At 68.2% G+C, this 23,035-nt stretch carries 19 protein-coding genes and 1 riboswitch; of the genes, 14 read left to right on the forward strand and 5 right to left on the reverse strand.

Annotated elements, in window-relative coordinates; translation table 11 throughout:
• Positions 1-277: 277 nt before the first annotated feature.
• Positions 278-2,323, forward strand: coding sequence for an elongation factor G (gene fusA, locus NJ1_RS29560; protein ID WP_067700591.1), 2,046 nt, complete (start codon positions 278-280; stop codon positions 2,321-2,323).
• An 84-nt stretch (positions 2,324-2,407) separates the two neighbouring features.
• On the opposite strand, the gene NJ1_RS29565 is transcribed toward fusA, so the two are convergent.
• Positions 2,408-3,676, reverse strand: coding sequence for an MFS transporter (locus NJ1_RS29565; protein WP_245717638.1), 1,269 nt, complete (start codon positions 3,674-3,676; stop codon positions 2,408-2,410).
• Positions 3,677-3,802: 126 nt separating this feature from the next.
• Here NJ1_RS29565 and NJ1_RS29570 point away from each other — a divergent pair, with 126 nt between their 5' ends.
• Entirely contained in the window at positions 3,803-4,732 is a 930-nt protein-coding gene (locus NJ1_RS29570) for a LysR family transcriptional regulator (RefSeq protein ID WP_067700594.1), read from the forward strand.
• 187 nt (positions 4,733-4,919) lie between these two features.
• On the opposite strand, the gene NJ1_RS29575 is transcribed toward NJ1_RS29570, so the two are convergent.
• Positions 4,920-5,759: a GNAT family N-acetyltransferase gene (locus NJ1_RS29575; protein ID WP_174557138.1), complete on the reverse strand. Its 840-nt coding sequence runs from the start codon at positions 5,757-5,759 to the stop codon at positions 4,920-4,922.
• A gap of 286 nt (positions 5,760-6,045) precedes the next feature.
• Between NJ1_RS29575 and NJ1_RS29580 the strand changes: the two genes are divergently transcribed.
• From NJ1_RS29580 to NJ1_RS29620, 9 genes are all read left to right on the forward strand, one after another.
• Complete coding sequence (locus tag NJ1_RS29580) at positions 6,046-6,684, forward strand: HAD family hydrolase (protein ID WP_245717639.1); 639 nt, start codon at positions 6,046-6,048, stop codon at positions 6,682-6,684.
• A gap of 134 nt (positions 6,685-6,818) precedes the next feature.
• Positions 6,819-6,934: riboswitch (SAM riboswitch) on the forward strand.
• Between the two features lie 37 nt (positions 6,935-6,971).
• A complete protein-coding gene (locus NJ1_RS29585) occupies positions 6,972-8,129 on the forward strand; it encodes an ABC transporter substrate-binding protein (protein ID WP_067700600.1) in 1,158 nt (385 codons plus the stop codon).
• Positions 8,130-8,133: 4 nt separating this feature from the next.
• Positions 8,134-9,969, forward strand: a complete 1,836-nt coding sequence (locus NJ1_RS29590; protein ID WP_067700603.1) for an ABC transporter permease — start codon at positions 8,134-8,136, stop codon at positions 9,967-9,969.
• Between the two features lie 4 nt (positions 9,970-9,973).
• Positions 9,974-11,056 carry an ABC transporter ATP-binding protein gene (locus NJ1_RS29595; protein WP_084478990.1) on the forward strand — a complete coding sequence of 361 codons (1,083 nt, stop codon included), beginning with the start codon at positions 9,974-9,976 and terminating at the stop codon, positions 11,054-11,056.
• Positions 11,043-11,834, forward strand: a complete 792-nt coding sequence (locus NJ1_RS29600) for an ABC transporter ATP-binding protein (RefSeq protein WP_084478991.1) — start codon at positions 11,043-11,045, stop codon at positions 11,832-11,834. Before NJ1_RS29595 ends, NJ1_RS29600 begins: the two co-directional genes overlap by 14 nt.
• 20 nt (positions 11,835-11,854) lie before the next feature.
• On the forward strand, positions 11,855-12,352 hold the full coding sequence (locus tag NJ1_RS29605; protein WP_084478992.1) for a hypothetical protein: 498 nt from the start codon (positions 11,855-11,857) through the stop codon (positions 12,350-12,352).
• Positions 12,345-12,971 carry a peroxidase-related enzyme gene (locus NJ1_RS29610; protein ID WP_084478993.1) on the forward strand — a complete coding sequence of 209 codons (627 nt, stop codon included), beginning with the start codon at positions 12,345-12,347 and terminating at the stop codon, positions 12,969-12,971. Before NJ1_RS29605 ends, NJ1_RS29610 begins: the two co-directional genes overlap by 8 nt.
• 905 nt (positions 12,972-13,876) lie before the next feature.
• The gene (locus NJ1_RS29615; RefSeq protein ID WP_245717640.1) at positions 13,877-14,509 is read left to right on the forward strand and encodes a TetR/AcrR family transcriptional regulator; all 633 of its coding nucleotides are present in this window, start codon (positions 13,877-13,879) and stop codon (positions 14,507-14,509) included.
• Positions 14,510-14,623: 114 nt separating this feature from the next.
• Entirely contained in the window at positions 14,624-15,484 is an 861-nt protein-coding gene (locus tag NJ1_RS29620) for an alpha/beta hydrolase family protein (RefSeq protein WP_084478994.1), read from the forward strand.
• Positions 15,485-15,570: 86 nt separating this feature from the next.
• Here NJ1_RS29620 and NJ1_RS29625 read toward each other — a convergent pair whose 3' ends face one another.
• The 3 genes from NJ1_RS29625 to NJ1_RS29635 all read right to left on the reverse strand — a co-directional run bounded on the left by NJ1_RS29625 (position 15,571) and on the right by NJ1_RS29635 (position 19,944).
• On the reverse strand, positions 15,571-17,631 hold the full coding sequence (locus tag NJ1_RS29625) for a prolyl oligopeptidase family serine peptidase (protein ID WP_067700612.1): 2,061 nt from the start codon (positions 17,629-17,631) through the stop codon (positions 15,571-15,573).
• Between the two features lie 31 nt (positions 17,632-17,662).
• Positions 17,663-18,676: an NADP-dependent oxidoreductase gene (locus NJ1_RS29630; protein ID WP_067700617.1), complete on the reverse strand. Its 1,014-nt coding sequence runs from the start codon at positions 18,674-18,676 to the stop codon at positions 17,663-17,665.
• 245 nt (positions 18,677-18,921) lie between these two features.
• Positions 18,922-19,944 carry an AraC family transcriptional regulator gene (locus NJ1_RS29635; protein WP_067700620.1) on the reverse strand — a complete coding sequence of 341 codons (1,023 nt, stop codon included), beginning with the start codon at positions 19,942-19,944 and terminating at the stop codon, positions 18,922-18,924.
• Positions 19,945-20,029: 85 nt separating this feature from the next.
• Between NJ1_RS29635 and NJ1_RS29640 the strand changes: the two genes are divergently transcribed.
• The 3 genes from NJ1_RS29640 to lpdA all read left to right on the forward strand — a co-directional run bounded on the left by NJ1_RS29640 (position 20,030) and on the right by lpdA (position 22,977).
• Positions 20,030-21,082 carry a dipeptidase gene (locus NJ1_RS29640; RefSeq protein ID WP_067700623.1) on the forward strand — a complete coding sequence of 351 codons (1,053 nt, stop codon included), beginning with the start codon at positions 20,030-20,032 and terminating at the stop codon, positions 21,080-21,082.
• Between the two features lie 70 nt (positions 21,083-21,152).
• Positions 21,153-21,458 (forward strand): nuclear transport factor 2 family protein, encoded by a 306-nt coding sequence (locus tag NJ1_RS29645; RefSeq protein ID WP_067700626.1) that lies wholly within the window; start codon positions 21,153-21,155, stop codon positions 21,456-21,458.
• 115 nt (positions 21,459-21,573) lie between these two features.
• Positions 21,574-22,977 (forward strand): dihydrolipoyl dehydrogenase, encoded by a 1,404-nt coding sequence (gene lpdA, locus NJ1_RS29650; protein ID WP_067700629.1) that lies wholly within the window; start codon positions 21,574-21,576, stop codon positions 22,975-22,977.
• Positions 22,978-23,035: the final 58 nt, after the last annotated feature.

Consider the following 23,035-nt stretch of genomic DNA (forward strand, 5'->3'; position numbering starts at 1 on the left):
GGACAATTTATTCGGTGTCCTCCTCGCGTCCAGCTCGGTACTCTCGCAGGAGATCTCGTGCCATTCGGCACGATCTCATCCAGGAGGGAGCCGCAGATGCGCACCGTACGCACTGCTGTCGCTACCCGCCCTCGCTTCGAGGTGATCCTGGTGTCCTCGCCGGCTCGGTGCCGGCTGCGCGGCCGGTACTGAGTTACTCGGGCGACCTCTCTGTTCTTCCTGTCGTTCGGGGAATCGCGCTGTTCTGTACGAAGATCAGCACGAAGGAACTGTCACCATGGGTGCCAACGTTTTTCGCCACTCCCTCGACCATGTCCGCAATCTCGGTATCCTCGCGCACGTCGATGCGGGTAAGACGACCGTCACCGAGCGGATGCTCTTCCTCACGGGAATGACCCACAAGACCGGTGAGGTGCACGACGGAACCACCGTCACCGATTTCGATCCGCAGGAGCGGGAGCGCGGGATCACCATCTTCGCCGCGGCCGTCGCGTGCGAGTGGAACGACCATCACTTCACCGTCATCGATACGCCCGGCCATGTCGACTTCTCCGATGAGGTCGAGCGGTCGCTGCGCGTACTCGACGGCGCCGTAGCGGTTTTCGATGCCGTCGCCGGAGTGGAGCCGCAGAGTGAATCGGTCTGGCGGCGGGCGGATCGGTACGGGGTACCCCGTATCGCGTTCGTGAACAAGATGGACCGGGTCGGCGCCGATTTCACGGCGGCCGTCGAGTCGATCCGGGATCGGCTGCATCCGGTGGCGTTGCCTGTCCAGCTCCCCATGGGAGTCGAGGACGGGTTCACCGGTGTGGTGGATCTGGTTCGCCTGCGCGCCCTCACCTGGGTGGCGGGCGCGCTGTGCGTCGGACCGATACCCGAGCAGCTGGCGGAGGTCGCGCGCAAGGCCCGGTTCGAGCTGGAAGAGGCTGTGGCCGAACGGCATTCGGGTGCGCTGGAGGAGTTCTACGCGCACTCGGGACTGTCGGACGCGACCCTGGCGTCTGCGCTGCGCGCGCTCACTCTGATGGGTGAGGCCGTGGTGGTGCTGTGCGGTGCGGCCTATCGCGATATCGGGGTCGAATCGCTCCTGGACGCTGTCGTGGATTACCTGCCGTCCCCGCTGGACCGGCCTCCGGTGCGCGGGAGCGGGTTCGAGTCGGCGGCGGATCCGGCGGAACCGCTCGCCGCACTGGTGTTCAAGGTGCAGGCGACCGGCACCGGGAGGCTGACCTTCGTGCGCGTGTACGCGGGCACGCTGGTCAAGGGCGCGCAATTGCGCGATACCGGTTCCGGCCGCATGGAGCGGATCGGCCGCATCCTTCGGGTGCAGGCCGATCGGCACGAGGAGCTGGAGCAGGCCGTGGCCGGTCAGATCGTCGCGGTGATCGGGCCGAAGCAGGCCCGCGCCGGTGCCACGCTGTGCGCACCGGAGTCGAGCGTGTTGCTGGAGCCGCCGGTGGTCACCGAACCGGTGATGTCGGTGGCGCTCGAAGCGCGCACCAGCGCCGAGACCGAACGTCTGACAACGGCTTTGGCGCGAATGGCGGACGAGGACCCCTCGCTCGTCGTGCGCACCGATCCCGAGTCGGGGCAGACGCTGCTGTCCGGTGTGGGCGAACTGCATCTCGAGGTCGCGGTGGAGAAGATCCGCCGCGAGCGCGGGATCGCGGTCACGGTCGGGCGTCCGCAGGTGGCCTATCGGGAGACCGTGCTGCGCGGTGTGTCCGGGTTCCGGTACCGGTACGCCAAGCAGAACGGTGGGCAGGGGCAGTTCGCGGATCTGGTGATCGATGTGGAGCCGATCGCGGTCGATACGGAAAGGACCGATGGTGCGGTGGATTTCGAGTTCCGATCCACGGTGGTCGGTGGCCGGGTACCCGCCGAGTACGTGCGGGCCGTGGAGGCCGGCTGCCGGGATGCCCTGGCGGACGGCCCACTCGGCGGCCACCAGGTGCTCGGAGTGCGGGTCACCCTGACCGACGGTTCGACGCATCCTGTGGATTCCTCGGAGCGCTCGTTCCGGCTCGGCGGTCGGGCCGCACTGCGAGAAGCCCTGCGCGGCAGTGAGATGGCGCTGCTCGAACCGCTGCTCGAGCTGACCGTCACCGCGCCGGAGGAATCGGTCGGCGCGATCCTGGGTGATATCGCCGCGCGTCGTGGCCGGGTCCTGGATTCGGTCATCCGGGGCTCCACGGTGGTGGTGACGGCGACCGCGCCACTGGCCGAGGTGTTCGGCTACGCAACGCGTTTGCGCAGCCGAACCCAGGGCCGCGGCACCTTCACCAGCCGCCCCCTGGGCTACGACCGGGCTCCGTCCCGTTAGAAGCCGCACGAGCGGAGCTCGTCTCGCGCGGTTGCCGCCTGCCGGCGTTCGCGCGATCGTCGCCCGCACTCGGTGGTGGCCGGTTCATTTCGGCGAACCGGCCACCACCGACCGGGTCATCGGGTCCGATGCGGGTGGGGAATCCTGGCCGCGGGGCAGCAGTAGTGGGCTGGCCATGATCGCCAGTCCCGCGACCACGAGCGCCGTGCGCGGGCTGGTGGCCGCGGCGAGGAGTCCGCCGAGCGCGGCGAGTACGGCGATGGCGGCGCTGCTGCCGATCGACCAGGCCGAAAGCATCCGGGCGACAAGGCCTTCGGGTGTGTTCCGGAGTCGGTAGGTGGCCTGTACCGGGTTGTACAGGCTCATGCTGATGATGATCGCCAGCTCGATCGCCATCACGGTCACGAGCCCGGGCACTCCGGGCTGTACGAACGCCAGGCCGATCAGCCAGACCGCGCGCAATGTTCCGACGGTCCGCAGCACCCGGCGCTGTCCGTACCGCGCCACCACCCGTCCGGCCAGGCGCGAGCCGACGAGCCCGCCGAGGCAGGGCGCGGCGAACGCGAGACCGTACTGCCAGGGCGGAAATTCGAGATCGCGGAGCATGAGCACGGCCAGGATCGGTTCGGTGGCCATGATCAGCCCGCTCACCACGAGCTGATTGAGGTAGAGCCCCCGCAGACCGGCATGCCCCAGCAGATGCCGCCAGCCGTCGAAGACCTCGCCCACGCGAAGCCCGTTCGCCGCCGACCCGCCCGGGCGCGCCGGTTGCCGCTCGCCCCCGCCGATCGCCATGATGCCCAGCGCGGACAGCAGATAGCTCACCGCATCGGCCATCACCGTGACGACCGGTCCGAACACCCCGATCGCCGCGCCGCCCAGCGGCGGCCCGACCGCGATGGAACTCCAGTTCGTCGACTCGAATCTCGCATTGGCCGCCAGCAGGTCCTCCGGCCGCACGAGCGCCTTCAGATACGCGCCGCTCGCCGCACCGAACGCGATCTTGGCCGCGGCGACCAGCGCCGAAACGGCAAGCAGCTGAACGAAACTCAGGCAGCCGAGGGCGTAGCCGACCGGAATCGACATCATGATGGCGAACCGCGCCAGATCCGTCCCGATCATCACCGATCGTTTGCGCCGGAACTCCACCCACGGCCCCAGCGGCAGCGCGATCAGCGCGCCCACCGCGGGCCCCACCGCCGCCAGCGTGGACACCTGCGCGGGCCCGGCGTCCAGCACCAGCACGGCGATCAGCGGCAGCGCCCCGAACCCGAGTCCGGAGCCGTAGGCGCTGACCGCGTAGGAGGCCCACAGCCATCGGAACCGCCGACCCAGGGATCCTCCGGAGACCACGCGACTACCTCCCGCTGCGAACATGTGCTGTCGATCGCGGTGATCAAAGCAAGCATGGGCGGTCCGAATCAAACAACCGATCGATCGGCGAGCCACAACCTCCGGTTGTGCGAGTAGTTTGGCCGCGTGAACATCGAGGCCGTGCGCACCTTCGTCGCCGTCGCGGCGGCGGGCCGATTCCAGGACGCCGCGGTGGAGTTGTCGATCACCCAGCAGGCGGTGTCCAAGCGCATCGCGACTCTGGAGAAACACCTGGATGTGCCCCTGTTCGCCCGCACGGCCCGGGGCGCTTCGCTCACCGTCGACGGGCAGGCGTTCCTACCGCACGCGCGGGAACTGCTGCGGGCCGCGGACCGCGCCGACGCCGCCGTCCGCCCGGGGCGTCGTGCGCTGCGCGTCGACGTCGTCGCCCGGCGCATCGCGTCGGCGGGGTATCTGCAGGACTTCCACCGCTCGCACCCGGACGTCGAATTGGATGTGGTCACGCTCATGGACGCGGACCTCGACGGTGCGGTCGCCGCCGTCGCCGCCGGAACGATCGACGCCACTTTTCACGCGGTCCCGCCCGGCCACGCTCTCCCCGAACGGATCGTCGCCGTCCGGGCGATCGATGAACCCCATCAGCTGCTCGTCGGTCCCCGGCACCCGTTCGCCGACGCCGAGGACATCACGCCGGAGCAGCTGGCCGGGCACCGGATCTGGATGCCCGGCCTTCCGGCCCACGGCGAGGTGGCCGACTACTACGCCGAATTCGCGGCCACGTTCGGATTCACCCTCGACACTCTCGGTCCGGTCTTCGCGAAAGAGGATGTGCTGGAGGAGATCTCCGAATCCGCGGAGCGCGCCACCCTGATCGGGGAGGGCTCGCGATACCTCTGGCCGGACCGCTACGACCTGCGGCGCGTACCGCTGCGCCGTCCGACGCCGATCTACCCGATCTCGATCATCCGGCGCGCGGACAACTCGCATCCCGCACTCACCGAACTCCGCGAGTACCTCGATTCCAGACGGGCGAACGCACCCGAAACCGATGCGTGGCTGCCGAATTGGCGCTAGCCGCGCTCGTGCCGCGGTTGCCGGACGGGCCCGAGGTCGATCGAATCCCTCCCAAAACCGTGCGACTGCGCAGCCGGGAACAGGCTCACCCGACCCAATTCGCACAATCCGACGGGGTTGCTGGTCGACATCGGGCTCCCGCCGCCGGCGAAGACTCGCACGCCGACATCAAGCAACTGGTCGACAACTACCGTGACGCACTGTCTTTCACCAGAACGGCGCGGGTGTAGAGCAGCGAGAAGCCGCGACGCTGCGCGTTCTGCTGAGATTTGGAGCCGGGCTGGGTGGTGATGACGGCGATGTCGCAGCCTGCCTCGGCGGCGAGGCGGAGCCGGGCGGACAGCAGCGCGCTCTGGATACCCCTGCGCCGATGTGCCGGGCGAGTGGCGGCTCCGGTGAGCTGGGCTATTCCGTGTGACATGCGCAGGCTCGCGGCTCCGGCGACGCGTCCCTCGTGCACCGCGACGTAGCGCCGCACCCCGGCGGCCGCGGTGAGATCGCGCATGGCGTTGTCGATGATCTCGCGCGGGAATTCCTCATGGGAGGGAACGCCTTCGGTGTCCGGCTGGGCGAATCCCTCGGCGACCGTGTCGAGCCACACCTCGAATTCGTCGTCCCCGCTGGGCCGCACCTGGACGCCGTCCGGCCGGACGAGTTCGGGTGGTTCGTCGAGTGCCAGGCCGAGCACATTCTCGAACGAGACGAGCAGATAGCCTCGCCGGGTGAGCGATTCGCCGATCGCGGGATCCGCCAGATTGGTCAGTTCGACCTGAACGGGGGCGCCGTACTCCGCGAAGCGCTTTTCCAGTGCTTCGAATTCATCGTCGCTCGGCACGCCCCCGAAACCCAGTCCCGCGACCTTGTTCAGCGGTGAGTTCGCCTCCGCGAACGACGCGATGCCGCCCCCGACGGGAAGGGTGAAGCCCGCGGTATCCCCGAGCCGGGTGCGCGCCGCCGCGCTGCCGGTGGTGACCAGTTCCGTCTCGACCGCTTCGATCCGGGCCCCGAGTTCGACACCGCAGAACAGCGGACCGCGCGCACCTGTCATAGGTCGAGCCTAGAACGCGGCCCGGGGCGGAGTCTTCCTGTTTTCGAGCCGCGTCGGACGGCATCGTGCGTTCACGTCTCCGCGACCACCGCGATCGCAGCGACCATCCGCGACCACTGTGGCCGACGCGGCGCGGCCGCCCCAGGACCTCACGACCCGCCGCATCCTGCACAGCATCGACGGTGCTCCCACGCCGCGTCCACGGTGCCTCCCGCTCGGCGGTGGCGGTCGGCCCGGGACGGCGGCCGCGTCGTAGGGTCGGTGGGTGGCAGATGATCATGCGGGGAGCGGTGCGAACGGGCTCGTCGTCGGGTTCGACCTGGATATGACGCTCATCGACTCCCGCCCGGGGATCGCCGCGGTGTGGGATGCGGTGGCCGCCGAGACCGGGGTGCGGATCGACTCGCAGCTGGCGGTATCGCGGCTGGGACCGCCGCTGGCCGTGGAGGCCGCCGAGTGGTTCCCGCAGGAGCGCGTGCCCGGAATCGTCGCCCGCTACCGAGAGCTGTACCCGGATCTCGCGGTGACGCCGAGCGGCCGGTTGCCCGGGGTGGTCGACGCGCTCGCCGCCGTGCACGCGGCCGGCGGCAAGGTGCTGGTCATCACGGCCAAGAACGGCCCGCAGGCGCAATTGCATCTGGATCATCTCGGACTCGACGTCGACGATCTGGTGGGCGGGGTCTGGGCGGAGGAGAAGGGTGCGGTGCTGCGCGAGCACGGCGGCTCCATCTACGTCGGCGACCACCTGGGCGACGTGCGCGCGGCGAAGGCGGCCGACGCCTTCTCGGTCGCGGTCACCACCGGCCCGTACTCCCCGGAGGAACTGTCCGCCCAGGGCGCGGATGTCGTGCTGACCGACCTCACCGAGTTCCCGGCCTGGCTCACCGCCCACCTGTCGGCGTAATCGCTTCTCCCGCAACGCCCGGCGATGGTCCGGTCGTTCGCGCTGCTCGAATTCCCGCCGCGCGCCTTGTCATTGGCGTCAAGGTGATTCGAACGCTGTCTGCGTCCCATGCCCGCCGCTACCTTTACGCCCACGGTCACGAGTATCAGCATGTTCGAGCCCCGGCTCGCTGATCGGCAACCCTCGCACGGCGGTGGGGTGCCCCGGGTGACGACCAGGTGGTGTCCGCCGGGCATCGCAAGCGCTTTCTACCGGCGTCCGTGCCGGTGAGTGGCAGAGGAATTCGGATGAGCGAGAAGTGGTCCCGGAAGCATCGGGTCCGAGTAGTGGTGGGGGTCGCCTCCGCGGCTCTGGTAGCCGGGCTGGTGTCCGCGTGCGGGGGCGGTTCGGACGGTGGATCCGACACCGTGTACTTCGGGGTGTCGGGTCCGAAGACCGGCCCGTCCGCCGAGTACGGCCGGCTCTGGCAGCAGGGCTTCGACCTGGCGCTGGACGAGGTCAACGCGGCCGGCGGCATCGACGGCAAGAAGGTCGAATTGAAGTGGGAGGACTCGCAATCCGACCCCAAGCAGACGGTGCCGATCGCCACCAAGTTCGTGGGCGATCAGTCGATCATCGCCGAGCTGGGCGACTTCTCCTCGCCCGCCTCGATCGCGGCCTCGCCGGTGTACAACCGCGGCAAGCTGGTCCAGTACGGGTTCACCAACTCCGCGACGGATTTCACCAAGGGCGGTGACTACTCGTGGAGCCCGTCGATCACCACCGACGTGCACCAGGAGCGCAATACCCAGTGGGTGCGGGCCAAGGCCAAGAAGGTCTCCGTGGTCTACCTCGAAACCGACTGGGGTAAGCAGTCTTTCAAGTACTTCGAGCAGTTCGCGAAGGAGAAGGGCATCGAGATTGCCTACTCCTCACCGATTCTGCCCGATTCGCAGGACTTCCGGCCGGTGCTGATCAAGGGCCGGGACGCGAACCCGGACGCTTTCGTGCACCTGGGCTACGGCCCGGACGGCGCGCTGATCGTGAAGCAGCTGCGCGATGTGGGCTACACCGGTCAGTTCTTCGGTGGCCAGAACACCCCGCAGTTCATCTCGCTGGCGGGTACGGCGGCCGAGGGCGACATCGTCAACGGCATCTTCAGCCCGTCGGACCCCAGCACCAAGGTGCAGAACTTCGTCACGAAGTTCCGCGCGAAGTTCGGCACCGATCCCGGCGACTTCAATGTGTACGCCTACGACGCGATCCAGGTGCTGGTGAAGGCGGCCAAGTCCGGCGGCGCGACGCGTGAGGGGGTGCTGAAGGGGCTGCGCGAGGTCAAGGATTTCAGCGGTATCGGCCTGGGTGATTCGTTCGCCTTCGATCAGGAGACCCGCCGCCCGAACGGCGTGAAGCCGATCGAACTGGTGCTGAAGGACGGCAAGTTCGTACCCACCGGAAACAAGTAGCGACGTGTTCGACACGCTCATCGCGGGTCTGGTCCACGGCAACGCGTACGCGCTGATCGCCGTGGGCATCACCCTGATCTTCGGGGTCAGCAACGTGATCAACTTCGCGCACGGCGCGATCTTCGCGTTCGGTTCGGTGCTGGGCTGGTGGTTGATCTCCGAGCACGGGCTGCCGCTGTGGGCGGCGCTCATCGCGGTGGTCGCGCTGACCGCGCTGGTGGGGGTCGGCATCGATGTGCTGGCGGTGCGCCCGCTGCGGCGCGCTCCGGCCATCGCGGCGCTGCTGGCGACGGTGGCGGTGGGGTTGATCATCGAGAACGTGGTCACCCTGATCTTCGGCCCGGACACCCGCCCGTTCCCCCAGGTGCTGGACACCAACAACTTCCGTGTCGGCGGGGTGCGTTTCGGCACCTCCGATGTGGTGATGTTCGCGATCACCGTCACGGTGATGGCGGGGCTGTGGGCGTTCCTGCGTTTCAGCCGGTACGGGCTGGCCATTCGCGCGACCGCGCAGGACCCGGACGCGGCCGCGCAGATGGGGATCGGCGTGAGCCGGATCCAGTCGCTGGCCTTCGCCATCGCTTCCGGATTGGGCGGTCTCGCAGGCATTTTCGTGGGACTGTACAACTCGAACATCTCCCCGACGAGCGGCGGTGTGGTCGGCATGACGGGATTCGTCGCGGCCACCATCGGCGGGCTCGGATCGATTCCGGGCGCGGTGGTCGGCGGGTTCGTGCTCGGCGTGGTGGAGGCGTTCGGCATCTACTGGTTCGGGGACGGTTACCGGGATCTGATCACGTTCGGTCTGCTGGTGGTGTTCCTGGTGCTGCGGCCGGGTGGTCTGCTGGCGCGGCCGCCCGCGATCGATTCGGAGCCGCTGACCGGCACCTTCCTCGGATCGGGCCGAGAACTGCGGGTGCGCTGGTGGCACGCGCTCATCGCCTTCGCCGTTGCGGGACTGTTGATTCCACTGCTCGCGGACGACTACAGCATCTCGGTGGGCACTCAGATCCTGGCCTACGCGATCATCGCGGTGTCGATGACGCTGGTGGCGGGATCGGCCGGACAGCTGGCCATCGGCCAGGCGGGGCCGATCGCCATCGGCGCGTACACCTCCGCGGTGCTGACCGTGTCGCACGGCTGGGCCTTCCTGCCGGCCATCGTCGTGGCGGGACTGCTCGCGGCGGTGGTGTCCTCGGTGCTGGCGGCTCCACTGTGGCGGCTCGGCGGCCACTATGTGGCCATCGCCACCCTCGGCATCGGCATCGTGACGGTGGCGTTGATCCGCAACTGGGAGCCGGTGACCCGCGGCAGCTACGGCATCTTCGGAATTCCGCCGCCGTCGCTGTTCGGCTATGAATTCACCACGCACACCGAGATTTTCCGGCTGGAACTGGTGGTGCTGGCGATCGTGCTGGCGGTCATCGTCGGAGTGCAGCGGTCGCGGCTCGGCACGGTGATCCGGTCGATCGGCGCGGACGAGGTCGCCGCGCGCTCGGCGGGTGTGCCGGTGCGCGACTACAAGGCGCTGGCCTTCGCCATCGCGGCGTTCTTCTCCGGAATCGGGGGAGCCCTGCTGGCGCACCAGTATTCGTATATCGACCCGACGGTGTTCAACCTGCCGATGTCGCTGCTGGTGGTGACGATTCTGGTGGTGGGCGGCACCTCCTCGCCGTACGGGGCGGTGCTGGGCGCGGTGGTGCTGATCGGTGTGCCCGAGGCGCTGCGACTCGCGCCGGAGTTGCGAATCGTGTTGTACGGCTTGGCATTGCTGCTGGTGGTGCGGTTCCGGCCGCAGGGAATCCTGGTGAGGAGGGAACGTGTCCCGGTCACAGTCTGAACCGGTGGCGTCCGGCTCGGAACCGGTACTGGTGGTGCGTGGGTTGAAACGCGCGTTCGGCGGGGTTCGCGCCGTGGACGGCGTCGATCTCACCATCGGGGCGGGGGAATTCGTCTCGATCATCGGGCCGAACGGATCCGGCAAGTCGACAACGGTGAACCTGATCTCGGGGGTGCTCACGCCCGACAGCGGCGAGATACTGTTGCACGGCAAGCGAATTCGTCCCGGTCGTCCCGAGGCGGCCGCGGTCGCCGGCATTGCCCGCACCTTCCAGAACGGGCGCGTGTTCGGCAATATGACCGTCCGCGAGAACGTGGACGTCGGCCTGCACACCACGTTGCGCGCCTCACGTCCGCTGCGCGCGCTCTCGGCTCTGCCGCTGCTGCGCTGGATCCCGCTGCTCGCGGAATTCGCCCTCGCCCTGGTGCCGACACCGGCGGTTCGCGCCGAACGCCGGGAAATCGCCGCCCGAATCGATACCCAGCTGGCCCGGTTCGGTGAGCGACTCACCCCGCGCGCGGAGAACTCCGCCCACACGCTGTCCTACGCCAATCGTCGCCGTACCGAGATCGCCCGGGCACTCGCCCTGGAACCGCACCTGCTGCTGCTGGACGAACCGGCGGCGGGGATGAACCAGACCGAGACCGCCGAAATCGGCAGGCAGCTCGCCGAATTGAAGGCGCAGGGCCAGACGGTCCTGCTCGTCGAACACAAGATGGACCTGATCCACGACCTCTCCGACCGAGTCCTGGTTCTGGACGAGGGGCATGTCATCGCCGAGGGCACTCCCGACGAGGTCCTCGCCGACCCCCGCGTGATCGAGGCCTACCTGGGCCGCAGCCGAGCCGTCCGGTCTCCCGCCGCAGGGTCGTCGGTGGATGCTCGCACCGCTCACGACGTCCAGCACAGCGCCGCCGATTCGGCGCCGGGCACATCCATCGACCCCGCCGCCGCTGCCGGCGCGAGTGGGCGCACCGATGCGCTGGACGCCACGGTGGCGCACTCCACCGGCGGGACCTCCGTGAGCGCGAGGCCGATCGCGGTAGCGCGGACCGAGGGAAAGGTGGCCGCGGATGCCGGACAGTGATGCAGGTTCCGCCGAGAGTCGTGCTGCGGTGGCGAGTGCCGGGGCGGGCACCGTCCCGATTCTCGAATTCGACAGGGTGACGGTGCATTACGGCGCGTCCCGAGCGTTGAACGAGGTGTCGTTGACGGTGCGCCCGGGCGAGATCGTGTCGCTGCTCGGGGGCAATGCCTCGGGCAAGTCGACCACCATGAAGACCGCGCTGGGGTTGCTCGCGCCCAGTTCGGGTGTGGTGCGGATCGACGGGGTGGATGTCGGCAAGTCCCCGCCGTCGGCGCGGATCGCGGCGGGGCTGGCGTCGGTTCCCGAAGCGCGGCGGGTGTTTCCGGCCATGACGGTGCAGGAGAACCTGTTCGTCGGCGGCTACATCCGCAAGGAGCGCCGGTCGGTGCTGGCCGCGCGGGCGGCGGAGATGTTCGAACACTTCCCGCGGTTGGCGCAGCGGCGCACGCAGCGGGCGGGCACCCTGTCCGGCGGTGAGCAGCAGATGCTCGCCTTCGCGCGGGCGCTGATGAGCAAGCCCCGGCTGATCTGCATGGACGAGCCCACCATGGGGCTCTCGCCGCTGTTCGTGGATCGGGTGCTGGACGAGATCGCCCGGCTCAACCAGGAATTGGGGCTGGCGATCCTCATCGTCGAGCAGCAGGCGGAGCTGGCGCTGAGCATCGCGCACACCGCGAACGTGCTGCGCACCGGCGAGATCGTGCTGCACGGCCCGGCCGGAGAACTCATCGACAACCCGGCCGTCCGCGACGCCTACCTGGGCAAGGCGGCGGCATGAGCGAGCGAAGGGACCACGTTGTGACGAGTACGACGGATACCGAGCAGGCGAATCCGGCTCCCGAGAAGGCGAGCCGCGATGTCATCGACGGCGTGCTGGGTGCGAACGCCGCCGCGGTCGCGGGGCTGCGCACCGCGCGGCCGCTGGTCGTCGAGCACACCCAGGGCGTGTACGACGCGCTGTTCGACGGGCCCGCAGCGCATTCCATCGGTCGTGAGCGCCTGATCGCGGTGGCGGTGGCCGTCGCGGAACTCGCGGGCGCTGCGGGGCTGGCCGCGCACTACGCCGGGCTCGGGACCGTTCCCGCCGAGGGTGATCCGGTGCTGGCCGCCATCCTGCGCCATGCGGCGCGGGTGAGCACCGCGCCCGCCTCGCTCACCCGGGCCGACATCGACACCCTGAGCGCCGCGGGACTTTCCGAGACCGACGTCGTCACGCTGGCGCAGGTCATCGGTTACGTGCACTTCCAGGTCCGCCTGCTGGCGGGCCTCACCCTGATCGGAGCCGCTCATGAGTGAGATCGCGACCACCCCCGGCGCCTCCGAGGTTCGCAGCGTCGAGATCGACCGCCGGCCAACCGGATTCACCCAGGAACACCTGGATTGGGTGCCCTGGGTGGAACCGATCCGAGTGGCCGACGCCGACGCCGAGCAGCTCCCGTTGCTGGCGGGTGACCGTGGTGTCGGCCCGTACTTCCGGGTGCTGGCGCGCAATGCGGGCGTGCTCGCTCATCGCAGCGGAAACGACAAGGAGATCTTCTACGGACGAGATGGGCTGGGGCGCGCGGAAAGAGAGCTCGCCGCGACCGTGACCTCCCGCCACAACGGCTGTGAGTATTGCGCGTCGGTACATTCGCGCTTCACCTCCGCGCTGTCCAAACGTGATGCCGATGTGCAACGGCTGCTGGATGAGGGCAACGGTGTGCGAGTCGACGAAAGGTGGGATGCCATCATCGATTTCGTGGACGCGCTGGCCGCGAATCCGCCGCGTGCGGAACAGTCGCATATCGCGAGATTGCGCGAGCTCGGTTTCACCGACGCCGAAATCCATGATCTGGTGCTGTCCACGGCGTCCTTCTCGTGGGCGAATCGGCTGATGCTCACCCTGGGCGAGCCGGAGGTTCCCCCGCGTTCCTGAACGCTTTTCGGCACCCGTGCGGGCCGGTCCACTCGATGCTTTCCGAGGGGCCGGCCTTCGTGGTTTCCGCCGGGCGGACAGGACGCGAACGTGTCCGGCAATTGTGTTCGCTGAGGGCTTGCGGTGGTGTCGTGGCAATCGGAGGATGGGCGGTATTCGGCGCGGGCTCGGACCCGCGCTCAGGCCCGCGCAGCGGCTCTCCGGCCGCGGTGAACTCGCAGGTAGACGACTGTCTAGTGGAGTATCGAAAATATTCTAGAATTTTCCGCAAAAAGCTTCCCAGGGCGGGTCGGGCCTGGGTATCGTCCCGATGGCAAACAGTCAGTGACAGTGCTGGCGACCCTGGTTCAGATCGGAGCACCACCATGACCGACCTCCTCTCGGACGTCCTCGTGCAGACCATCCTCAAGCTGCTGGCAACCGGTTCGGCAAGCGGCTCGGCGAAGTAGCCACGCGAGTGCCACCTTTCGGCTACTGCGCGGAAGCCGGGGAGGTGACGAAGGGCCCGATCTTCGACGAGGGGATCGGGTCCTTTTTCGTCGAGACGGTCGCGGCGCGTGCGGGCTCGCTATCACGCTGGTCGGAACGTGCATCTCCGCGACACGCGGAATAAATTCTAAAAATATCCTTAAAAAGTATTCCGTCCCGTACGACTGCTCTGTATCGTGTGGAACGGCAAACGATCAGTGATCTTCGGGTCAAAGCGACATCGGGCCGCGAATCTCCCCCCGGATCCGCGTTCCGAACCCGGGCGGTTCCCCTGCCTAATACCTGCCGTTCCCGGGTACGTCGGCGCGCTCCGAAACACTGAGCCAACTTTCGGCTATCGCGCGGTATGTCGAAGGTGCAAACGAAGGGCCCGATCCATGACGAGGGGATCGGGCCCTTCGGTATTGTCTGGCGCAATGTCTCAGGAAACGAACGCGGGAAGAATGTACGCCGGGCAGCCCGTAGAAGACCGGCAACGGCAGCGCCGTGCGCGTTTTCTGGAGTCCGGGCTATCGGTGTTCGCGCGCGACGGATACGCGAACAGCTCCGTCGGCGCCATCTGCAAGGACGCCGGACTCTCCTCTCGTCAGTTCTACGAGGAGTTCACCGGACGCGAATCGCTGCTGCTGGAGCTGTACGAGCAGATCGACCGGGAATCACGGGAAGCCGTGTCGGCCACCATCGCCGAGCTTCCGGACGCCAGCGCGATCGACATCATCGATGCCGCCGTGCGCGCCTACATCGAGTCGATCGGCCGAGATCCGCGCAAGGCCCGCGTCGCGCTGGTCGAGGTCGTCGGAGCCGGGCCCAAGGTCGAGAAGTTCCGGCTGGAACTACGCCGAGCCTGGGGCGCGCTGCTCGCGTCGGCCGCCGAGGATGCCGCCATGCACGGCGAAATCCCGCCCGGTGACTACGAAATGCGCGTGCTGGCCATCATCGGCGCGGTCAACTACGTCGTGGACGCCTGGAGCGGTTCCGAGCCCCGCCAACCCCTGGACGACGTCATCCGCGTCCTTCGCCGCATCATCATGGGTGCGGTCAGCGCCTGACCGACCTCATCCGCCAACGCCCGATCAGCCTCAACCGCCGTCGGCCGCACCGTTTTTCGCATCCGGTGCCGAGCCGGCGGCGGTTCGTCTCTGTGAGCAGGTAGCGTGCGGCTGATGGAGACTGTGCCGATCCAGATGCCGGACGGAACCACGGTTCCGGTGCGGTTGATTCCGGCGAAAGGCGAGCGGCGACATGCCGTCACCGCCGATGCGCCGCGGCCGGTGGTGGTGATCGTGCCCGGGCTGGGGGTGCCGGGGGAGTACTACTCGCTGTTCGGCGGGCCACTGGCCGCGCGCGGCTTCGATGTGGCGCTGCTGGAGCTGCGCGGCAACGGCAACAGCACGCCGAAGCCGAACGCGGCCAGCGCGTACGGGTATCAGGAACTGGTGTCGGTGGATTTCCCGGCCATGCTCGAGGTGGTGCGCGAGCGGTTCCCGGCGAGTACGCCATACCTGCTGGGGCACAGCATGGGTGGGCAGCTGGGCGTCATGTACGCCTCGCGGATCAGGGGTCGGCTCGGCGGCCTGATCCTGATCGCTTCGGGCACGCCCTACCACCGCGGCTATCGCGGATTGGCCGCCCCGGGTTTCCTGCTGGGGAGCGCGGCGATCTCGCTGACCGCGAATCTGGCCGGGTTCTGGCCCGGGCACAAGATCACCGCGGGCGGGTTCGGCCGCCAGTCGAAGGTGCTGATCAACGACTGGGCCAGGCTGGCCCGGAGTGGCCGGTTCGAACCCACCGGTGCCGACATCGATTACGAGGAGCGCATTTCCAGGCTGAAGCTGCCGGTGCTGTCGATCACCATGGCGGGCGACGAGCTCACCCCGCCCGGCTCGGCCCGGCATCTGCTGGACAAACTGCCGAACGCGGATATCAGCACCTGGCACAATCCGGCGCCGCTGGGACACAACGGCTGGATCAGTGATCCCGAGAGTACCGTCGACTACATCGAAAAGTGGCTCCGGGACCGCTGATTCGGCTCGGGGCGGTCAGCGGTCGCTCAGTGCGTCCGGTGTCCGATCAGTGCGCCCGGTGTGCGATCAAGGCGCCCGGTGCCCGATCACGGCGTGGTCCGGTCGATCAGGGTCTGGGTGAAGAACTCGTAGATCAGCGCGGCCTGGAACGCGGACTGCTTGTTGTCCGCCGCGCCGCCGTGCCCGCCCTCGATGTTCTCGTGGTACCAGATCGGATGGCCCTGCGCCTCGAGCAGCGCCGCCATCTTGCGGGCGTGCCCGGGATGCACGCGATCGTCCCGGGTGGAGGTGGTGAGCAGGATCGGCGGGTATTGCGCTGTGGCGCTGGTGTTCTGGTACGGCGAGTACTCGGACAGGTACGCCCACTCGTGCGGCTTGTCGGGGTCGCCGTACTCCGCGATCCAGGACGCGCCCGCCAGCAGCAGGTGATAGCGCTTCATGTCCAGCAGCGGAACCTGGCACACGATGGCGCCGAACAGCTCCGGGTACCGGGTGAGCATGACGCCCATCAGCAGACCGCCATTGCTGCCGCCGACCGCACCGAGCTGATCATGGGTGGTGATGCCGCGCGCCACCAGATCCTTGGCGATACCGGAGAAGTCCTCGTACACCTTGTGCCGGTTGGCCTTCTGCACCGAGGTGTGCCATTGCGGCCCGTATTCGCCGCCACCGCGAATATTGGTCATCACCCAGGTGCCACCACGCTCGAGCCAGCCCATGCCGGAGGCGCCGCTGTAGGCGGGCGTACGGGACACCTCGAATCCGCCGTAGCCGGACATGATGGTCGGGCCGGGCGCGTTCGCGGTATCGCGGTGACGAATGACGAAGTACGGCACCATGGTGCCGTCCTCGGAGCGGGCGAAGTACTGCTCGGTCTCGACGCCCTCGGCGTCGAAGAACTCCGGCTCTCGTTTGAGCACCTCGGTGGCTCCGCCGACCGAACTCGACAGCAGGGTGGTGGGAGTGGTGAAACCACTGGTGGAGAGCATGAATTCGTCACCGCCCTCCAGCGGGTCCAGATTCATGACGCTGGTGGTGGCCATCGGCGGCGCGTCGGCGAGATCCTCGCGCACCCAGCCGTCCGGGCCGTCGGTGAGCACGTGCAGTTTGGTCTGCACGTCCTGCAGCGTGATCAGCAGCAGATGGTTCTCGGTCCAGCCGTAGCCGTGCAGCGAGGTGTGCTCGTCCGGGGTGAAGACCACCTCGAAATCGCGTGCCCCGGAGAGGAATCGATCGAAGTCGATGGACAGCAGCGCGCCCGCCGGATAGCTGTTCCCGCCCACCTCCCACGGCGACTTGAGCCGCACCAGCAGGCAATTGCGGTACCAGGATTCCGAGGCGTCGGTGGGCACCTCGATCCGGCGCAGCGAACCGTCTGCCTCGACCAGGTACACCTCCTCGTTGAAGAAGTCGGTGGCGCGGCCGACGAAATGCCGTTCGTAGCCCGGGGTTCGGTCGTAACCGGCCGAGACCGCGACATCGCCGGGCTCGCCCTCGAAGACGGTCTCCGCCTCGGTCAGCGGGGTTCCGCGCTTCCAGCGCTTGGCGATTCGCGGATATCCGGAATCGGTGAGCGAGCCCGGTCCGAAATCCGTTCCCACATAGACGGTGTCGAGATCGATCCAGCGCAGTTCGGATTTGGCCTCCGGAAGATGGAAGCCACCGGCCTCGGGTTCCAGGAAAGTCTTGGTGTCGAGCACGAATTCGCGCACCACCTTGGCGTCCGCGCCACCGCGGGAGAGGCTGATCAACGCCCGCGACTGTGCCGGGCGCAGCACCGCCGCCCCGCCCCACACCCAGTTCTCGCCTTCCTCGGCGGCCAGCGCGTCGAGGTCGATGAGCACCTCCCAGGACGGTTCGTCCTTGGCGTACTCGGCGAACGTGGTGCGCCGCCACAGACCCTTCGGATGGTCCCCGTCGCGCCAGAAGTTGTAGAGCCATGCTCCGCGCCTGCCCGGATACGCGATGCGGGTGTCGGTGTCGAGCATGGCCAGAATGCGCGATTCGAGGTCGGTGAACCGGTCCGACGACGCGAACCGGTCCATCACCACCCCGTTGTGCGCGCGTGCCCAATCCAGGGCGTTCTCACTGGTGACCTCTTCGAGCCACAGGTAGGGGTCCGTCACGCTCTCTCCAACACCGGTCATGCCCACATTGTTGCCGACTCGGTGCCGGGGGTCAGCCCAGGCGGACGAGCATCTTGCCGGTATTGGCGCCCGAGAGCACGCCGAGGAACGCCGCCGGAGCCTGATCGAGACCCTCGTACACGGTCTCCCGGGTGCGCAGGGTGCCCTCGGCCAGCCAGCCCGCGGCCTTGCCGATGTACTCGCCGAACAGCGGGAAGTAGCTGTTCACGAGCATGCCGCGCAAGGTGATCTCCTTGGTGGCGGCCAGGAACAGATCCGGCGTGTGCGCGGGCTTGTTCCCGTTGTAGCCGCTGATCGCGCCGACCAGCGCGATGCGACCGCCGGGCCGCATGGCCTCCACCGCGACTTTCAGGTGCTCTCCGCCGACGCTGTCCAGGTAGACGTCGATGCCCTCGGGTGCGGCGGCGGCCACCTGCCCGGCGAGATCACCGGCGCGGTAGTCGATCGCGGCGTCGTAGCCGAACTCCTCGCGCAGCAGCGCGGTCTTGACCGGTCCGCCCGCCGAACCGACCACCCGGGCCGCGCCGAGCGCCTTGGCGATCTGCCCGGCGACGCTGCCGACCGCGCCCGCCGCCGCGGAGATGAAGACGGTGTCGCCGGGGCGGACCTGTGCGACATCGGTCAGGGCCGCGTAGGCGGTCAGGCCGGTGGTGCCGAGCGCGCCCAGGTAGTGCCGCGGTGCGGCCAGGGTGGTGTCGACCGCGGTGGCTGTCGCGGCATCGATGGCCGCCAGGTCCCGCCATCCGGCGAAATGGGTGACCGTGGCGCCGACCGGGATTGCCGCGGAACGTGATTCGATGACCTCACCGATCGCCGAGCCCTCCAGGGCCGCGCCGATCTCGAACGGCGGGATGTAGGACTCCCTGTCGTCCATCCGTCCCCGCATGTACGGATCCACCGACATCCAGGTATTGCGAATCAGGATCTGGCCGTCCTCCAGCTCGGCCACCGGACGCTCCACGAGGTCGAAGTTCGCGCCGGTCGGCACACCCTCGGGACGCGAGGCGAGCTGGATCTCACGAGCGGTACGAAGCTGAGTAGTCATGGCGCACTTACCTTTTCGTCTGAGCGAGTGGATCGTTAGATCCGATGTCCACAACGTTATGGCGGCCCTGCGCCGCCTCCCAGGTCCGCCGATGACACCGCCCGGTCCAAATGTGCCGAGGGCCGATCCGTACCGCTTCGCCCGGACCACAGGTCGGCCGGTGCGTGCGCGGTCTCCGGGCGCTCCCCGGCAGTCGGTGAGCAGTGCGCGGCGGCCGGAGCCCCGGTCCGGATCTCCGGAGTCGGCTACCCCCGGTGACGGGTGGGGGAGGTGCCGGACCAGCGGTGGAAAGCCTTGCGCAGGGCGCGGTCGTCGGTGAAACCGAGGCGGGCAGCCACCGTCACGGTGGAACGACCCTCCGCCAGCAGGGATTTCGCCTGTTCGTAGCGGGCGAGGTCGACTTCCCGACGCCAGGTGGTGCCCTGATCGGAGAGCTGACGCTGCAGGGTGCGCCGGCCCAGCAGCAGGGTGCGCGCGACGGTGTCGAGCGTGGGGTCGCCCGCGTCGAGCGCCTCGGCGAGGGCCGCGCGGAAGGCGTCCAGGGGACCGGCGATGACCCGCGCACTGCTCAGCACCAGGTCGGCATGGCTGCGCAGCAGGTTCGCGAGCATCGGATCCGCCCGTTGCAGAGGTGCGTTCGCGTCCGCGGCGTCGAAGGTGATCGAGTCCGCGGGCGCGTCGAATTCGATGTCGGCGGTGCCGAAGGCCGCGATCAACTCCGCGTGATCCGGCGGCGCCGCATGCCCGAAGGTGATGCGCCGCGGGCGAACCGGACGGCCGGTGGCCTCGCGTGCCCGGCGAAGATAGTAGCCGAGTACGTACTCGTTGACCACCGCGGCAACGGCGGGATCGCCTGCGGTGGTGCGGAATCCGATGGTCAGCTCGCCGTCGGCGCGCAGCTCGAAACCCTCCTCGGCGGCGGTGACCAGGCGGTGATAGGGCTGGGCGCGGTGCAGGGCGTCGGTGAGCGTGCTCCCGGTGGTCACCAGGTAGTCCCAGGTATCGAGCGTGCCCAGCGGGGCGGCCCGGACCACGGCCAGACCGCCTCCCGGCCCGGGGCGGGCGTGTGCGATCGACTCCCACAGTCGCACCAGCGAGGTCAGCGGTATGCGATTGAGTGCCGGGGTCAGGGTGGCGTCGTCGGCGCCGTGCACCGCGGCGATCGTCTCGGCGGAGACGCCGGCGCGCAGCGCGGAATCGCGGACCAGCCGGATCAGATGGGTCGAGACGCTGCCGTCGGCCGGGCCGACACAGTCGAGCGGGTTCACCCGCCCCACGTTAGCGACCGGGCCGTCCGGTACCGCTCGGTAGGATTGCCGCTTCGACGCCGCATCGCCCCGAGGAGGTCCCGAATTGCCGCATCAGCGCCCGGATCGATCCCGGCCCCGGCTGTGGGAGCAGCACTGCTGCCTGCCGCTGCTCCCGAGTGCGGCCGTCGGTGACCTGACGCGCTATCGGCTGGGTTCGTATCTGTCGGTGAACGTGGGCTTCTCGCTGCATTCGAGCCGTGACTCCTTGGAGCTGCTGGACCTGTTCCGCCGGGACGCGCTGTCGGACGGGCGTTTCCGGCTCGTCGGGTCGATCGATGACGCGTGGCCGGCGGAGACACTCGTACCGGAAGACGCTGTGGCGCCGGGTGACTCCACCGCTGTGGATCCGGACGAGCTGATCGCCCTGGCCTTCGATCTGGAGGACTCCGGCCCGCTCGACGGTGATCTCGACAATGTCGAACTGTTCTACTCGCTCGGCGTGCGCTCCCTGCTGCCGAGCTACAACCACGCGAACGCGGCAGGCTGCGGCTGTCTCGATACCGAGGACACCGGCCTCACCGCCTACGGCCGGGACCTGGTCCGGACGCTGAACGAGGTCGGCATGTTCGCCGACGGCTCGCACTGTTCGCGCCGCACCGGACTGGACATCTCCGCCACCACCACCGCCCCGATGATCTACAGCCACTCGAATTTCGCTGCCCTGTGGGAGCATCCGCGCAACATCACCGACGAGCAGGCCCGCGCCTGCGCCGAGACCGGCGGAGTGATCGGCATCAACGGCGTCGGAATCTTCCTGGGCCGCAACGCACCCGCCGCCCACGCCGACCGAGTCGAGGCCATGGCCGATCACATCGCCTACGGCGCGGAGCTGGTCGGCATCGAGCACATCGGCATCGGTTCGGACTATTCCTTCGACGATTTCAACGAGGAGATCGCCGAGAACCCGGAAGCCTTCTCCGACGCCTACACCCGCTGGGGCCCGATTCAGTGGACGCCCCCGGAGGATCTGCTCGGCGAATCGACGGTCCCCGGTCTCGACGAGGTGCTCGCGAAGCGCGGATTCAGCGAGGCCGACCGCGCCGCGATCTTCGGCGAGAATTTCGCCCGGGTCGCCCGCGAAGTCTGGCGCGACTGAGACAGCTAGACTCGTTTCGCTGCCCCGATCCACTCACGTTCCGCTCACGCCGACCGAGAGGATTGAACGGATGACTCAGCTCGACCGCACCGTCCAGAAGTTCGTCGACGCGCTCAACGCGAACGACGCGGACGCCTTCTTCGCCACCCTCGCCGAGGACGCCTCCATGTCCGACGACGGCAACGAGCGCGATCTCGCCCAGTGGACCGAATCGGAGATCTTCTCCACCCACGGCCGCATGAAGGTCGAATCGGTCTCCGCCCCCACCGAATTGGTCGCCGACTACAGCAACGATCGCTGGGGCGGCATGCGCACGGCCTGGCGTTTCACCGTCCGCGACGGCCTGATCAGCCGTTTCGAAACCGGCCAGGCCTGATTCCGGACGCGCGGCCCGCTGCGGCGCGGCGTGAGCGCCGCGCCGAGTGTCCGCGATCTCACCGAGGCGGGGGATGGCTGAGTGCGATCGGCGCGACAGGGTTAGGCTCGGTCTCGTGACTTCCCACTACGATGTCGTCGTTCTCGGCGCTGGTCCCGGCGGTTACGTCGCCGCGATCCGTGCCGCTCAACTCGGCCTGCGAACAGCGATTGTCGAGCAGAAATACTGGGGTGGCGTGTGCCTGAACGTAGGCTGCATCCCTTCCAAGGCACTGCTGCGTAACGCCGAACTGGCCCATATTTTCACGAAGGAAGCGAAGACCTTCGGCATCAGCGGGGAGGCCAGCTTCGATTTCGGCGCGGCCTTCGATCGCAGCCGCAAGGTCGCGGACGGCCGGGTCAAGGGCGTCCACTTCCTGATGAAGAAGAACAAGATCGACGAGTTCGACGGTCTCGGCTCGTTCACCGACGCGAACACGCTCTCGGTCGCGCTCACCAAGGGCGGCTCGGAGACCATCACGTTCGACAACGTGATCATCGCGACCGGCACCACCACCAAGCTGCTGCCGAACACGCAGCTCTCGGCGAACGTGGTGACCTACGAAGAGCAGATCATGACCCGGGACCTGCCCGGCTCGATCCTCATCGTCGGCGCGGGCGCGATCGGCATGGAGTTCGCCTACGTTCTGAAGAACTACGGCGTGGACGTGCGCATCGTCGAGTTCCTGGACCGCGCGCTGCCGAACGAGGACGCCGACGTCTCCAAGGAGATCACCAAGGCGTACAAGAAGCTCGGCGTCACCATCACCACCGGTGCGGCCGTGCAGTCCATCGACGACGACGGCTCCAAGGTCACCGTCGCGATCAAGGACAACAAGTCGGGCAATGTCGAGACCGTCACGGTCGACAAGGTGCTGCAGGCCGTGGGCTTCGCGCCGCGCGTGCAGGGCTACGGCCTGGAGAACACCGGCGTGCAGCTGACCGATCGCGGCGCGATCGGCATCGACAATGTCATGCGCACCAACGTCCCGCACATCTACGCCATCGGTGACGTCACCGCGAAGCTGCAGCTCGCGCACGTCGCGGAGGCGCAGGGCGTGGTGGCCGCGGAGACCATCGCCGGTGCGGAGACCCTCCCCATCGACGACTACCGCATGATGCCGCGCGCGACGTTCTGCCAGCCGCAGGTGGCCAGCTTCGGTCTCACCGAGCAGCAGGCCAAGGACGAGGGGTACGACGTCAAGGTCGCCACCTTCCCCTTCACCGCCAACGGCAAGGCGCACGGCCTCGGCGACCCGAACGGCTTCGTCAAGCTGATCTCGGACACCAAGTACGGCGAACTGATCGGCGGCCACCTCATCGGCCCCGACGTCTCCGAACTGCTGCCGGAGCTCACCCTGGCCCAGAAGTGGGACCTCACGGTCAACGAACTGGCGCGCAACGTGCACACCCACCCGACCCTGTCGGAGGCGCTGCAGGAGGCCATCCACGGCCTCGCGGGCCACATGATCAACTTCTGATCGAAAATCCGATCGGGCGATCGAACACTGCGGCCCGGTACCGGCGTAAACGCCTGGT

It is taken from the genome of Nocardia jejuensis NBRC 103114, from assembly GCF_001613145.1.
GTDB lineage: Bacteria > Actinomycetota > Actinomycetes > Mycobacteriales > Mycobacteriaceae > Nocardia > Nocardia jejuensis.